The sequence below is a fragment of the Mesorhizobium shangrilense genome (assembly GCF_028826155.1).
GTDB classification, from domain to species: Bacteria; Pseudomonadota; Alphaproteobacteria; order Rhizobiales; family Rhizobiaceae; genus Arvimicrobium; species Arvimicrobium flavum.
Window position 1 is genome coordinate 3,834,746 of sequence record NZ_JAQGPN010000001.1, and the last position, 13,527, is coordinate 3,848,272.

General features: G+C 64.4%; 16 protein-coding genes. 9 read left to right on the forward strand and 7 right to left on the reverse strand.

The features are described from left to right. Positions 1-38 precede the first annotated feature (38 nt). The gene (gene rpsL, locus PD284_RS18605; RefSeq protein WP_006333356.1) at positions 39-410 is read right to left on the reverse strand and encodes a 30S ribosomal protein S12; all 372 of its coding nucleotides are present in this window, start codon (positions 408-410) and stop codon (positions 39-41) included. Positions 411-885: 475 nt separating this feature from the next. Between rpsL and PD284_RS18610 the strand changes: the two genes are divergently transcribed. Continuing rightward, on the forward strand, positions 886-1,167 hold the full coding sequence (locus PD284_RS18610; protein ID WP_274629640.1) for a transcriptional regulator: 282 nt from the start codon (positions 886-888) through the stop codon (positions 1,165-1,167). Between the two features lie 209 nt (positions 1,168-1,376). Here PD284_RS18610 and PD284_RS18615 read toward each other — a convergent pair whose 3' ends face one another. Together PD284_RS18615 and PD284_RS18620 are read right to left on the reverse strand one after the other, a co-directional pair. After that, positions 1,377-2,501 (reverse strand): ABC transporter substrate-binding protein, encoded by a 1,125-nt coding sequence (locus PD284_RS18615; RefSeq protein WP_274629641.1) that lies wholly within the window; start codon positions 2,499-2,501, stop codon positions 1,377-1,379. Between the two features lie 295 nt (positions 2,502-2,796). Next, positions 2,797-3,063 (reverse strand): SEL1-like repeat protein, encoded by a 267-nt coding sequence (locus tag PD284_RS18620; RefSeq protein ID WP_274629642.1) that lies wholly within the window; start codon positions 3,061-3,063, stop codon positions 2,797-2,799. A gap of 441 nt (positions 3,064-3,504) precedes the next feature. Between PD284_RS18620 and PD284_RS18625 the strand changes: the two genes are divergently transcribed. Next, positions 3,505-3,846 carry a DUF2147 domain-containing protein gene (locus PD284_RS18625; RefSeq protein ID WP_274629643.1) on the forward strand — a complete coding sequence of 114 codons (342 nt, stop codon included), beginning with the start codon at positions 3,505-3,507 and terminating at the stop codon, positions 3,844-3,846. Between the two features lie 43 nt (positions 3,847-3,889). Here the strand turns inward: PD284_RS18625 and PD284_RS18630 are convergent, their stop codons facing one another. Continuing rightward, entirely contained in the window at positions 3,890-4,594 is a 705-nt protein-coding gene (locus PD284_RS18630; RefSeq protein WP_274629644.1) for a glutathione S-transferase family protein, read from the reverse strand. A gap of 167 nt (positions 4,595-4,761) precedes the next feature. On the opposite strand from PD284_RS18630, the gene PD284_RS18635 reads away from it, so the two are divergent. The 4 genes from PD284_RS18635 to PD284_RS18650 all read left to right on the forward strand — a co-directional run bounded on the left by PD284_RS18635 (position 4,762) and on the right by PD284_RS18650 (position 7,911). Further along, complete coding sequence (locus tag PD284_RS18635) at positions 4,762-4,923, forward strand: hypothetical protein (protein WP_274629645.1); 162 nt, start codon at positions 4,762-4,764, stop codon at positions 4,921-4,923. Between the two features lie 16 nt (positions 4,924-4,939). After that, complete coding sequence (locus PD284_RS18640) at positions 4,940-5,134, forward strand: hypothetical protein (protein WP_274629646.1); 195 nt, start codon at positions 4,940-4,942, stop codon at positions 5,132-5,134. A 177-nt stretch (positions 5,135-5,311) separates the two neighbouring features. Further along, positions 5,312-6,814 (forward strand): AMP nucleosidase, encoded by a 1,503-nt coding sequence (locus PD284_RS18645; RefSeq protein ID WP_274629647.1) that lies wholly within the window; start codon positions 5,312-5,314, stop codon positions 6,812-6,814. Positions 6,815-6,864: 50 nt separating this feature from the next. Beyond that, positions 6,865-7,911: an endonuclease/exonuclease/phosphatase family protein gene (locus PD284_RS18650; RefSeq protein ID WP_274629648.1), complete on the forward strand. Its 1,047-nt coding sequence runs from the start codon at positions 6,865-6,867 to the stop codon at positions 7,909-7,911. On the opposite strand, the gene PD284_RS18655 is transcribed toward PD284_RS18650, so the two are convergent. Then, positions 7,905-8,426, reverse strand: a complete 522-nt coding sequence (locus PD284_RS18655) for a DUF922 domain-containing protein (protein ID WP_274629649.1) — start codon at positions 8,424-8,426, stop codon at positions 7,905-7,907. The two genes, PD284_RS18650 and PD284_RS18655, sit on opposite strands and share 7 nt — an antisense overlap. Before the next feature lie 186 nt (positions 8,427-8,612). Continuing rightward, complete coding sequence (locus tag PD284_RS18660) at positions 8,613-10,292, reverse strand: electron transfer flavoprotein-ubiquinone oxidoreductase (protein WP_274629650.1); 1,680 nt, start codon at positions 10,290-10,292, stop codon at positions 8,613-8,615. A 275-nt stretch (positions 10,293-10,567) separates the two neighbouring features. Between PD284_RS18660 and PD284_RS18665 the strand changes: the two genes are divergently transcribed. Then, the gene (locus PD284_RS18665) at positions 10,568-11,146 is read left to right on the forward strand and encodes a hypothetical protein (protein ID WP_411956279.1); all 579 of its coding nucleotides are present in this window, start codon (positions 10,568-10,570) and stop codon (positions 11,144-11,146) included. Positions 11,147-11,183: 37 nt separating this feature from the next. Beyond that, positions 11,184-12,098 (forward strand): uracil-DNA glycosylase, encoded by a 915-nt coding sequence (locus PD284_RS18670; protein ID WP_274629651.1) that lies wholly within the window; start codon positions 11,184-11,186, stop codon positions 12,096-12,098. A 46-nt stretch (positions 12,099-12,144) separates the two neighbouring features. Here the strand turns inward: PD284_RS18670 and PD284_RS18675 are convergent, their stop codons facing one another. Next, positions 12,145-12,534, reverse strand: a complete 390-nt coding sequence (locus tag PD284_RS18675; protein ID WP_274629652.1) for a hypothetical protein — start codon at positions 12,532-12,534, stop codon at positions 12,145-12,147. A gap of 160 nt (positions 12,535-12,694) precedes the next feature. On the opposite strand from PD284_RS18675, the gene PD284_RS18680 reads away from it, so the two are divergent. Then, positions 12,695-13,498: a helix-turn-helix domain-containing protein gene (locus PD284_RS18680; protein WP_459382274.1), complete on the forward strand. Its 804-nt coding sequence runs from the start codon at positions 12,695-12,697 to the stop codon at positions 13,496-13,498. Positions 13,499-13,527 lie beyond the last annotated feature (29 nt).

Here is a 13,527-nt window from a genome sequence, read left to right on the forward strand (position 1 = left end):
CCGGCGCATGCAAAAGCACCGAAGCCGGGAAAAAGCACTTACTTCGGACGCTTGGCGCCGTACTTCGAACGACGCTGCTTGCGGTTCTTCACACCCTGAGTGTCAAGCACGCCGCGAATGATGTGATAGCGCACGCCCGGAAGATCCTTGACGCGGCCGCCGCGGATCATGACCACGGAGTGCTCCTGAAGGTTGTGACCTTCACCCGGAATGTAACCAATCACCTCGAAGCCATTGGTCAAGCGGATCTTGGCCACCTTGCGGAGCGCCGAGTTCGGCTTCTTCGGCGTCGTCGTGTAGACGCGCGTGCAGACGCCCCGCTTCTGCGGGTTCTGCTGCATGGCCGGAACCTTGTTGCGCTTCACCGGCGCAATGCGCGGCTTGCGGATCAGCTGGTTTACGGTAGGCATCAAACCTTCCTTCTAGATCTCAATCTCGTGTCGAAAACCCTTTCGGGTCGTTCCGAGCGGAATTTCCATACGCAAATTCGGGCAAAAAACCGTGTCTTACGGTTCCGCCCGAACAAAAGCAGAGGAAGCGTTTGCAGCTTCGTGCATGCCGGCAATGTCTATTCGCTCGTAGAACGAACCCTGTTTGAGGCTTAACTCCAAGACGCGACGTCTCGAAACCCAGGCCTCACATCGGTTCAGACGAGGCGGCTTCTACTCGGAGCGTGGGGATGCGTCAAGCCCGAAGCCGCAGAATCTGGCGTGCCGCAAGCGGTTGGCTGGCTTGCAAAAACCGCAGCGCAACAATGTTTCTCCATTGTGCAGCCGCGAAGAAGAATATGACGCGATGCGATGGTCACCCCAGATTCGCATGTGCTCTCGCATGGAACCGGGATAGAATCACGGTAGGAACAGCGACACCGGAAGAGAATCAGCCGTGAACGACAATGAGCAGCAGCCCGTCACCATCATCACCGGACGAGTCTGGCGCCGGAAGGGCGGCGTCGCCGAGGGCGTACATGTGATGCTGGTGGCGCCTGACGACGACAGCGCTGTCCGCGCCGCGCTCGAAGCGCTGGCCAAGGAAGGTTTTGCGGAAGCCGAGCTGGACCAGATCGGCGAGATGGAGGGCATGCCGGACGAGGAGCCGCACGCATCGGCCTACCAGGGCGCCATCGAAGGTGAAGTCTCGATCGTCACCTTCGATGAGAATCGCTGACCAAAGGGGCCGATGCAGGCCAAGGCTGATGGCGCTGTCGCAAAAGAGCTGGTCGTCCGGGTGAGTGCACTGGAGCGCCGACGCCTCTCCTTTTCGCGTCTCGCCCCGCCTGCATCAGGCCAAGCGTGATCCGGCGAGCCGGTAGCCGAAACGAAACATGGCCGGAGGTCGTCCGGCCATGTTCCTTGCAACCCGAGTGCTGGGGCCAGTTACGGCTGGATCGGCGCGTATTTGCCGTCGTGCCACTGGTTGATGTCGTACTTGGCGTCCTTGATGTCGCCCTTCTTGTCGAAGGCGATCGGGCCGATCACCGTATCCACCGGTTTGCCGTCCTTCAGTGCGGCGGCGACAGCGGCTGGGTCCTCGTCGGTACCGGCGCGCTCAATGCCCTGGGCAATGGCCTGGATCGTCGCGTAGGAGAACAGCGTGAAGCCTTCCGGCACGAAGCCGCCGGCCTTGATCTTCTCGACCGCTTCCTTGGCCTCGGGACGCGCCTGGGGATCGGACGGAAACACGAACATCGTGCCCTCACCCGCCGGGCCGGCAATCTGCCAGAATTCGGGCGACGCGATCGAGTCCGGCATGATCAGCTGGAACTTGAAGTTCTGCTCGGCCGACTGGCGCAGCATGAGACCGGCCTCGGGGTGATAGCCGCCGAAATAGACAACGTCCGCCTTCAGCTCCTTCAGCTTGGTGACCAGCGCCGAATAGTCCTTCTCACCAGCGTTGATGCCTTCGTAGAGAACTTCGGTGAGGCCATTGGCGTTCATCGTCGCCTTGACGGCATCGGCGACGCCCTGCCCGTAGGCGCTCTTGTCGTGCAGGACGACAACGTTCTTGCCGGCGTACTTCTTGGCGATCCACGGGCCGATATAGGCGCCCTGCGCGTCATCGCGCGTATAAAGCCGCATGATGGTCGGCCACCCGGCCTTGGCGGCCGCATCGGTGAGTTCCGGGTTCGACGAGGCCGGGCTCATCATCAGCACGCCCCCTTCCGCGTAGACTGCCGATGCCGGAATGCTGGAACCCGAGCAGGCATGACCATCGACGAACTTGATGCCATTGGCGACAATGCGGTTGGCGACGGAGATCGCCTGCTTCGGATCGCACACATCGTCCTCGATGACGATCTTGATCTGCTTGCCGGCGACGCCGCCCTTCTCGTTGATCGCCTTGGCCGCCGCTTCGGCGCCCTGCCGGAACTGGTCGCCGATATTGGCGAGCTGCCCGGTCATCGGGCCGGCCACCGCGATCGAGATCTCCTCGGCTACGGCAGCGCTGGCGCTGATCGTCAGCGCGGCGACGGACGCCGCGAGAATATTCCTCAACTTCATTATCTATCCTCCTTGGATGCGCGGCAGCGAGCCGGACATCAGACGAGAGTTTCACCGGCGAAGCGGTTTGTCTAGGCGCATCGATGCGGGGGTGATTGGGCCTCAGGCCTTTTCAGCATGAAAAGAGCCGCGCCGGCATTGTCCCTGCCGGTCGCGGCTCCCTCATTCGAACGATCGCCGCCCCCGGTCGATCACTCAGACGTCCCTGTTTTTCTGTCGCGCGGCTGGCCGCCCGTGGCTGCCGCGTTCTTCCTGTTGGAGCGCCGGCCGGAGGCCGCGCCCGGAATGCGTTCGCTCAGTGCATCGTCATCCACTCACGGGCCTCGCGAAGGGCGCGGGCGATATCCAGCTTCGACATGGTGGCGGAAAGCTCGGAGCGCAGCTCTGCAGCGCGCGTCGAACCCTTGATCGCGGCGATGTTCAGCCACTTGTGAGCGGCGACCGGATCAAGTTCGCAATCGCGGCCAGTCGCGTACATCATGCCCAGTTCCAGAAGAATGTCGGCCTGAGCCGTCGAGCCCATGGTGCCGAAGCCTGCGTCGAGTATCTCAAAACGTGCCATGTTTCGTCCCCTGTCCTGTCTCCCGAGAGCGCTTGCCCGTCATCTGCGGGCCGCTCTTTCGATGCTTTCGAGAGTGCCGGGGAGCCTTGAATCCGCCGTTAAATGGCTTGCTTAATTTGCGGAAAACAAAGCTAAAACAAGAGGTAAACGCGGGAATTCGTTAAGCATCAAGAGCCGCGGATTCGCTGGTAATTGACGAAATTTCGCTGAAAATGTCCCCTGCCAAAGGCAAGTCTTTGATAACCACGCAGGACGGTTGCAAGCCGACCACCTCCAACGAAACGCCTCGGACGAGGGCTGTTTCGATCCCGCGATCTGCTGATGACGCGAGCCCAGCGGGGACGCTTCCGCACCGAATCCCTTTCGACTACTGTGCACCTCGCAAGAGGAGAGCCGCGCGGGGTGGAAGAGCGCCGCGGGCGTGACGATCAGGGGAAACGCATGCTTCGCAGGACAGGACTGGCGATCGCCGCCACACTCTATCTCTCGGGCGCGGCGCTGGCCGACGACATCGTCGGCAATTGGCGCACGGATTCGGGCGAGACCGCGGTGATCGCGGGTGGCGGCCCCTTTTCCATCACGCTGAAGACCGGCAAGCACGCAGGAAAGCGCATCGGCAGCCTCAATGCGGCTGGCGACGGCAAATACGCCGGCGAGATCACCGATCCGGCCAACGACAAGACCTATTCCGGCAAGGCGACGCTGTCAGGGAGCAACCTCAAGATGAGCGGTTGCGTGCTCGGGGGCCTCATCTGCCGTTCGCAGAACTGGAAGCGGATGTAGCGGGCGCGGGCAAACCACCACTGCGCCCGCCCGTCACATCGATCTAGGCTCGCGCCCTCTGGCCGAAGAGCACCTTTTGCGCATCCTTGTCGTCGGCAAGGTTGCGGCGGTGCTCCTGCCCGACCTCGAAACCGCGTATGACCGCCGGCCGCGCCGTGATCTCGTCGAACCACCGCTTCAGATGCGGAAAGTCCTCGAGGTCCTGGCCCTGGTTCTTATAGGACCGCGTCCAGCCGACCGAGGCGATGTCGGCGATCGAGTAGTCGCCGGCGAGGAATGGGCGGTCGGCCAGCCGCCTGTTCATGACCCCGTAGAGCCTGTTCACCTCATTGGTGTAGCGGTCGATGGCGTAGGGAACCTGCTCCGGCGCGTACTGGCGGAAATGATGCGCCTGGCCGGCCATCGGCCCCAACCCGCCCATCTGCCAGAACAGCCACTGGTCGACCTCGACGCGGCCGCGCTCGTCTTCGGGATAGAGCTTTCCGAACTTGCGGCCGAGATATTGCAGGATGGCTCCGGATTCGAAGACCGAGATCGGCTGGCCGCCCGGCCCCTCGGGATCGATGATCGCCGGCATGCGGTTGTTCGGCGCGATTTTCAGGAATGCCGGTTCGAACTGCTCGCCCTTGCCGATATTGACGTATTTCACCACGTAGGGAACGCCGATCTCCTCGAGCATGACCGTGACTTTCCAGCCGTTCGGCGTCGGCCAATAGTAGACTTCGATCGGCTTGGTCTGTGTGGTCATCCTCGAACCTCCATGTGGCGTTGACATGGAGATAGATGCGCCCAGCCGAAACGCAAGCCAGGCAGCGCCCGGACGGCCATCAAGAATTTTGAACGTCAGATGAACGGCGGGCTCAGAGGCAGTTCAGCCGCCTCGCCGCATAGTGCAGGCATTGAAGGAAGACCCCGATGCTCGCACGCCGCTTCACCATCGTCTGCCTGCTGTTGACGCTGTTCAGCATGTTCTTCGCCAGCCTGGTGGCGCAAGCCGGGCGCACGGAACGCGGATGGCAAAACGCGCGAACGACGTGCCTCTTCAGCCAGGACATCAATTGCGGCCGCCGCCGCTGATCGAAGAGACCAGGACATGAGCCCGACCATCAACACCATCGCGAAGACGCTGAGCCTGCTGCCGCGCGCCGCCTTGGTCGCGCTGCTGATCGCGGCCCCGGCGCTCGTCGCGCCGTCGCTCGCCGGCTCGAAGGACACGCTGATCGAGGCGCCAGCCCACAAGAAGATGGGCGCAGGGCTGGTCATCCTGGTGAGTCTGCAGCGGGGCTAGTCGACCGATCGAGGCCAACAGCGCACTCCCACACCGAAGCGACCGCGACCGCGCGCCATCGCCACTCCGGCTTTGCCTTAAGCGCGATCGAGCCCCGAAAAGTTCCCTTCATACAGAATCTGCAGGGCGTGGTGCGCACCATCTCCCATCTGTCAAGAACTGTCCCTATAATGGGACATGGAAAAGAGAATCTACCCACGAGCAATTGAGACCGTCGAGCGGCCCGAGCCCTATCCGCGTCGCGATTTCACCGATGCGCGCGCCGCAGTGGAGGCGTTGAAAGGCCTCTACGAGCGCAACACGAAGTTCCTGCGCGAGGCCTTCTCATCGCTGGCCAGCACCGGCCGGGACGATCGGCGTTACCGCGCCTTCTATCCCGAGATCAGCATCCAGACGACATCGTACAGTCAGGTCGACTCGCGGCAGGCATACGGCCATCTTCCGACGCCAGGGCATTTTTCCACGACCATCACACGGCCCGACCTGTTCGAAAGCTATCTCGTCGAGCAGTTGAACTTGATGATGCGCAATCACGGCACGCCGGTGACCGTGGGCGAGTCGCAGACGCCGATCCCGATACATTTCGCGTTCTTCGAGGGCACGCATGTCGAAGGCTCGGTCGCCGACCGCATCAAGAGGCCGATCCGCGATCTCTTCGACGTGCCCGATCTGGAAGGCACGGACGACCACATCGCCAACGGCACGCTGGAGACCATGCCCGGCGACCCGAGGCCGCTGGCGCCCTTCACCGCGCAGCGCATCGATTATTCCCTGCACCGCCTCTCGCACTACACGGCGACCAGCCCGCAGTATTTCCAGAACTTCGTGCTGTTCACCAACTACCAGTTCTACATCGACGAGTTCTGCGTCTACGCACGCGAGATGATGGCGAACGGCGGCCGCGGCTACACGTCCTTCGTTGAACCGGGCAACGTGATCACCCCTGCCGGAGAGACGGCTCCGCAGGAAGGGGCGACACCGCCCCGCATGCCGCAGATGCCGACCTATCATCTTACCAAGCCGGGCCACGGCGGCATCACGATGATCAATATCGGCGTCGGACCGTCCAACGCCAAGACGATCACCGACCACGTCGCAGTGCTGAGGCCGCACGCCTGGCTGATGCTCGGCCACTGTGCGGGGCTGCGCAACACCCAGGCGCTGGGCGACTATGTGCTTGCGCATGCCTATGTGCGCGAAGACCACGTGCTGGACGACGACCTGCCGGTCTGGATCCCGATCCCGCCGCTGGCCGAGATCCAGGTCGCGCTGCAGGAGGCGGTGGCGGAAGTCACGGGCCTGACCGGCTACGACCTGAAGCGCATCATGCGCACCGGCACCGTCGCCACTATCGACAACCGCAACTGGGAACTGCGGGATCAGCGCGGCCCCGTGCAACGGCTCTCGCAATCCCGCGCCATAGCGCTCGACATGGAGTCGGCGACGATAGCGGCCAACGGCTTCCGCTTCCGCGTGCCCTACGGCACACTGCTGTGCGTTTCCGACAAGCCGCTGCACGGCGAACTCAAGCTGCCGGGCATGGCGACCGAGTTCTACAAGCGCCAGGTCGCGCAGCACCTCTCGATCGGCATCCGCGCCGTCGAGAAGCTCGCGGCCATGCCGGTTGAAAGACTGCATTCGCGTAAGCTGCGCAGTTTTTCGGAGACCGCATTCCAGTAGGCGGCGACGTTGCCTTGAAGCCGCCTCATTCGGTGTCGCAAAAAACAGCCATGTCGCTTCGTTCGCTGACTGTGTCCGCGTCACTGCTGGTGACGCTGCTCCTATCGGTGCCCTTGGTTGCCGGCTTCTTCGGGGCGTGGCACCCGGCGTTCGATTCGTTTGCGCATTTTCGCGTCCACCTGGCGGTGCTGATGGGACTGGCGGCGCTGCCGGTCCTCTTCTCCGCCTGGTGGGGACACGGGCTCGTGGCCCTGCTACTCGCCGCCGGAGCCGTCGCGTCTGCGCTCGGCGTTCCAGCCCTCGGCATCGGGCCCGTGCATGCCGGCTTCCAGACCAGGATCAACGGGGCGCCAAGCTATACGCTGATGCACCTGAACCTGCTCTACAATAACGACCAGCCCGAAAAGGCGCTCGCGCTTGTGCGGGACCGGCGGCCTGACATCCTGCTGCTCAGCGAAGCCTCTGACATGTGGGCGCAGCGGCTGAAGGACATGCTGGCGGACTATCCCTATCAACTCCGCTGCGGACGCGGAACGCGCCTGGGCGGCGCGGCCATCCTTTCGCGACTACCGTTCTCGCCCGACCGGCGCACGCAATGTTCCGACAACGGGCGGCTGGCGATCGCCGGCGTCGAGTTGGGCGATCGTGCGATGGATGTCGCGGCGCTGCATGTGGGCTGGCCCTGGCCGGCTGATCAGGCGGACGAGATTGCACGTCTGTCCCCGCTCCTGTCCTCGCTCGGCACCACCGCCATCCTGGCCGGCGATCTCAATGCGACGCCGTGGAGCAACGCCGCACGCCGCGTCGCCGCCGCAGGCGACCTGACACTGATCCGCTCGCCCGGACCAACATGGCTGTTCCGCTGGCTGCCCGCGAGCCTGCGTCCGCTGGTCGGGCTACCGATCGACCATGTCTACGCGAAAGGCGACGTGGTGCTGCACAGCGGGGAGACGCTGGAGGAGGTCGGCTCCGACCATCTCCCCATCCTGATCGAGTTCAGCCTGCCGGCTGTCGATCCGCCGAGCGACGACGAGATTGCAGTCGCCGCTCTTCCTTCGCTTGAAGGCTCCAAGGATATTCGCCCCGGCCGCTACTGAACGAGCCGATCCACCAGCCGGGAGACCACGCCGCCGTCACGGTGCTCGCGCGCATCGAAATCCCGCTGCTGGGCCTCGTACTTGTCGTAGGCCGCCGCAACGCGGCGCTTCACCTCGGCACGTGCGGCGAAGCAATGCGGATCGCGTTTGATGGATACTGCGGCCACCGACTTCTCGGCCGTCTTCACCATGCGCTGCGCGATCGCCCCGTGAGTCTCTTCGTGCTTCCTGACGCCGCGCAGGAACGCGTTCCACTTCTTTCCCATCGCCGGGGAAAGCCGGGAAACGACCCGCGGATAGGTGTAGGTGATGTCGATGTTGGCATTGACCCGCTGGACGCGACAATCACGGCCATTCGACTGCCAGGCAATGTCCCAGGTCACCGCATAGCGTGTCTGCGCGATGGCGCGCGTCAGGAAGCCGTGCTTGGGGCCCTTGCGGTCCATCTGGTTGAGCAGGTCATCGCCCGTCTTCCCGACGATGGCGTAGTTCTTGACGCTGCTGATGATCTTCACTTCAGCTGCAGCGTGCCCGCTCAGCGCAATACAGGCGACAGCCGTCAATCCTGCAGTGAAAAGCGTGCGCATAGCGCCTGCCCCATGTTTCCAACACGAAAACACAGTAGCCCGCCCTATTCAATCGGTAAGTTCCCGACAGTGGCAAGCCCCATGCCGATTTGCCGCCCTTGCCGCGCCCTGCCCTCACATGCCCGGATAGACCGGTCCCTCGCCGCCCTGTGGCGGCACCCAGTTGATGTTCTGGTTGGGGTCCTTGATGTCGCAGGTCTTGCAGTGCACGCAGTTCTGCGCGTTGATGACGAAGCGGACGTCCTTGGCCTCGGGGTCGGCGGCGGCGTTGCCGTCCTTGTCGACCCATTCGTAGACCCCGGCCGGGCAATAGCGCGTCGACGGGCCGGCGAAGACGTCGTGCTCGGAGCGCACCTGCAGCGCCATGTCGCCGACCTGGAGGTGGACCGGCTGGTCCTCCTCGTGATTGGTCGAGGACAGGAACACCGACGACAGCCGGTCGAAGGTCAAGACGCCGTCGGGCTTCGGATAGGCGATCTTCCTGTGGTTGGCCGCCGGCTCCAGCGATTGGGCGTCGGTCTTGCCGTGCTTCAGCGTGCCGAACAGGGAGAAGCCGAACAGCGAGTTGGTCCACATGTCGAGGCCGCCGAGCGCCACGCCGGCGGCGGTGCCGAAGCGCGACCACAGCGGCTTGACGTTGCGCACCTTCTTGAGATCCTTGCCGATGTCGGACGCCCGCCAGGCCGCCTCGTAGGCGGCCAGTTCGTCATGGGCTCGCCCGGCGGCGATCGCCTCGGCCACGTGCTCGGCCGCCAGCATGCCCGACAGCACCGCATTGTGGCTGCCCTTGATGCGCGGCACGTTGACGAAGCCGGCCGAGCAGCCGATCAGGGCGCCGCCCGGGAAGGCCAGCTTCGGCACCGACTGCCAGCCGCCCTCGGTGATGGCGCGCGCGCCGTAGGAGATGCGCTTGCCGCCCTCGAAGACGCCGCGGATCGCCGGATGCGTCTTGAAGCGCTGGAACTCCTCGAACGGCGACAGCCAGGGATTCTTGTAGTTGAGGTGGACGACGAAGCCGACCGCCACCTGGTTGTCCTCGAGATGGTAGAGGAACGAGCCGCCGCCGGTCTTCATGTCGAGCGGCCAGCCAAAGGAGTGCTGCACCAGGCCCGGCTTGTGGTGCTCCGGCTTGACCTCCCAGAGCTCCTTCAGGCCGATGCCGAACTTGCCGGGCTCGCGGCCCTCGTCGAGGCCGTAGCGGGCGATCAGCTTCTTGGCCAGCGAGCCGCGCGCGCCCTCGCCGATCAGCACGTACTTGCCCAAGAGCGCCATGCCGGGGGCGAAGGCCGGGCCATGCGTGCCGTCGCGCTCCACGCCCATGTCGCCGGTGACCACCCCGGTCACCGCACCGGCCTCGTCATAGATCAGGTCGGCGGCGGCAAAGCCCGGATAGATCTCGACGCCGAGCGCCTCGGCCTTGGCCGCCATCCATTTGCAGACGTTGCCGAGCGAGACGATGTAGTTGCCGTGATTGTTCATCAACGGCGGCATCAGGAGGTTGGGCAGCCTGACCGAGCCGGCCGGCCCCAGGACCAGGAAGTGGTCGTCCGTCACCGGCGTCTTGAACGGGTGATCGTCGTCGTTGCGCCAGCCCGGCAGCAGCCGGTTGATGCCGATCGGGTCGACCACTGCGCCGGACAGGATGTGCGCGCCGACCTCGCCGCCCTTCTCCAGCACCACGACCGACAGGTCCGGATTGACCTGCTTCAAGCGGATGGCGGCGGCGAGACCAGCAGGACCGGCGCCGACGATGACGACGTCGAACTCCATGCTTTCCCGTTCGACTTCGCTCATCACATCCTCCGAGTTGGCTGGCCGATCAAAATCCTGCTGGCGTTTCGGCTGCTTAGCGCATCCCGCAGCGTTGCGAAACCGGCCTATGCGCCGCACCTTGCCCCCCGCGTGCGGCATCACGGGGTAGGCTGCTCCATATGGCTCGTTGACGTTAGCGTCAATGAGGTCGACCCATCGCGCGGGCGCTATTTTCTGTGGCCTGCCACCCCGTTCTCGGCCATATTCGGTGCAACGATACGGGCAGCAGCGCATGAGGGAGGCAGGCGTTGAGGAAGATGCTGGCCGCTATGTTGGCGTCGTCGCTGACCGTGATGCAGGCCGCCGCCGGCGATGGAACGGCTTGGCGGGCTGGAGCCTATTCGTTCTCGGACGAGAAAGGCGGCTTCAGGATCACCTCTGTCCGGGGCAAGGGCGTCCTCGACGACCCGATCATCATCACTCAGGAGCTGAATTCGGCAAGCCCCGTAACGCTGGTCATCCGCACGACCAAGCCGATCCGGCCCTTTGACAGCGCGGACATGTTCGCCAACGGGAATCTGCGACTGAGGCTGGAAACGCTGAACAACAGCGGCCAGGCATGGGTCGAGTTCGAGTTCGAGCTGCAGGAGATTCTCGACCAGGCGAGCGTCTATGGCGACGGACTCTCCTTCGACCAGCGGCGCGAGGACGCCCGGCACATCGTGTCGGACAGTTTTGCGCGCTTCGACCGCAATTTCGAGCCATACGACCGGCTCCGCTTCATCGAAGGGCGCATCGACCCCCTGAAGATCGGCTCTTTCGAATTCCTGATCACCGACTTCACGCCGCGCCGCACCTTTTATCTCGTGCAGGATCCGCGCATCCCGTCATCCTGATGTTGCATCCATCGGCAAGGGCGCGGTAGCTGGAAGCATGGTCAAGTTTCTGTCCAGGGACGCGCTGCGCGACATCCTCGCCTTCTTCCGGGAAGCGGGTGTCGACGAACCGCTTGACGAGACGCCGTCGAACCGGCTGCTCAGCGCAGCCAGGCTGGCGCAGAAAGTCGCGCCCCCCACAACTTCACCCGCGCCGCCGCCCGCCGTCCCTGCCATGCCCCGGGCCGTCTCTGACAAACCTGCGGCCGACCCAGCCGCGCCGTCGGCAGAAGACCACGAAAGGTTCGCGTTCGTGCCGGACCGTCCCGTCACGCCGACGGCCGCCGTACCCGACGAGGGACAGGTGCTGCTTGCCCGGGAACTGGCGCGCAAGGCGCGCACGCTGGACGAACTGCGCGACCACATGTCAGCCTTCGAAGGCTGTAATCTCAGGTACACGGCCAAAAGCCTCGTCTTTGCCGACGGCAATCCCGAAGCCGACCTGATGCTGGTGGGAGAGGCGCCCGGCCGCGACGAGGACATCGAAGGCCTGCCTTTCGTCGGCCGCTCGGGACAGTTGCTCGACCGCATGCTGGCAGCAATCGGGCGCGACCGCACGAGCGCCTACATCGCCAACGTCATTCCGTGGCGACCGCCGGGCAACCGCACGCCGACCCCGCAGGAGACGGAAATCTGCCGCCCGTTCATCGAGCGGCAGATCGAGCTGGCCAATCCAAAGGTGCTGGTGACGCTCGGCGGCCCTTCAGCCAAGGTCCTCCTGAGGACGACCGACGGCGTGCTGCGGCTGCGCGGCGGCTGGAAGGCGCATGTCACGGAAGGCGGAGTCGCGGTGCCGACGATGCCCACTTTGCACCCCGCCTATCTGCTCAGGACACCCGCCCACAAGAGACTTGCATGGCGGGACCTCCTGGAGGTGAAGGCGAAGCTGCGCGAACTGGCGGCGGGAAGCTGACAAACCGATTCCGCGCGCTGCCCCAAGCCATTGATCGGACGGTGCTTCAGGCCGCTGCCCGACGCATGCCGACAAACTGCGCCTGGGCAAAGAGCGCGACGGCCACCGCCTGCACCGCGACGAAGGCAACCCCCAGCGCGGTCGGTGCGACGAGCCCGGAAAAGAGCAGGCCGAAGCTCGCAGCCACCCACACGGCATTGATCGCAATGATGTCGATCAGCACCAGGCGGGACACCGTCTCGCGGCGCGCCACGACGATCAGCATGGCGACAAAAGGCACAAGTATGATCCCGGCGCCCAGCAAGAGGGCTTCAGGCAGGCCGAGCACGGGTGCAAGCAGCGGCGCGCCGAGGATCATCAGAAGCCCCGCCGCTCCGCTGATCAGGGCGTCGGCGTAGAACACATTGCGCAAGTAGGTCGAGATGGAAACGGACATCGGGTCTCTCCTTGGGTTTCTTAGACGCTCGATCCGGGGAGCCGCATCGAACTGGACCCGAGGATGCCCGGCAGTTGAACGAGAGGCGATTACGCGTCAGGTAATCGGAATGAGAAATCTGACGTCATAGGTTCTGGCCGTCATCACGGAGGAGGAACGCGTGCAGCAGCCCCAGAATGCGGTCGGAGACCTTATCCGCGAATGGCGCACGCGCCGCCGCATGAGCCAGCTGGATCTGGCGGGCGAAGCCGAGATCTCGCAGCGGCACCTGAGTTTCGTCGAGAGCGGACGCGCTGCCCCCTCCCGCGACATGGTGATCCGATTGGCGGAAGGGCTCGACATCCCGCTTCGCCAGCGCAACCGCATGCTGCTGGCGGCGGGTTTTGCTCCGCACTACAGCGAACGCCCGGTCAACGGCCCGTCGCTGGCGCCGGCCATGGATACGGTGCGTGCGGTGCTGAAGGGCCACGAGCCCTGTCCGGCCATCGCAGTCGACCGGCACTGGAACATGATCGCCTCAAACGAGGCCATCGCGCCGTTTCTCGCCGGCGTCGAGGACCCGTCGCTCCTGCAGCCGCCGGTGAACGTGCTGCGGCTCAGCCTGCATCCGAAGGGGGTGGCGCCACACATCGTCAATCTCGCCGAGTGGAAGGCGCATCTGCTTGAGAGGCTCCGAAGGCAGGTCGACACGTCGGGGGATTCGACGCTGGAGGAACTGGAAAGCGAGCTGAGGGCCTATCCGGGCGGCGTCTCGCAGACAAGGATCGTGCACAACGAGGGCACGGCCATCGCCCACATGCTGCGCCTGAAAGCGGGGGACGCCGTGCTTTCGTTCATCAGCACGATCACCGTCTTCGGCACGCCGCTCGACGTCACGCTGTCGGAACTCGCCATCGAATCCTTCTTTCCGGCCGACGAGCCGACACGCATGGCGCTGCAACGCCTGTCGATGCCTCAGGCCTGACGGCCGTATCGGGACGCGGGCGGCCTTTG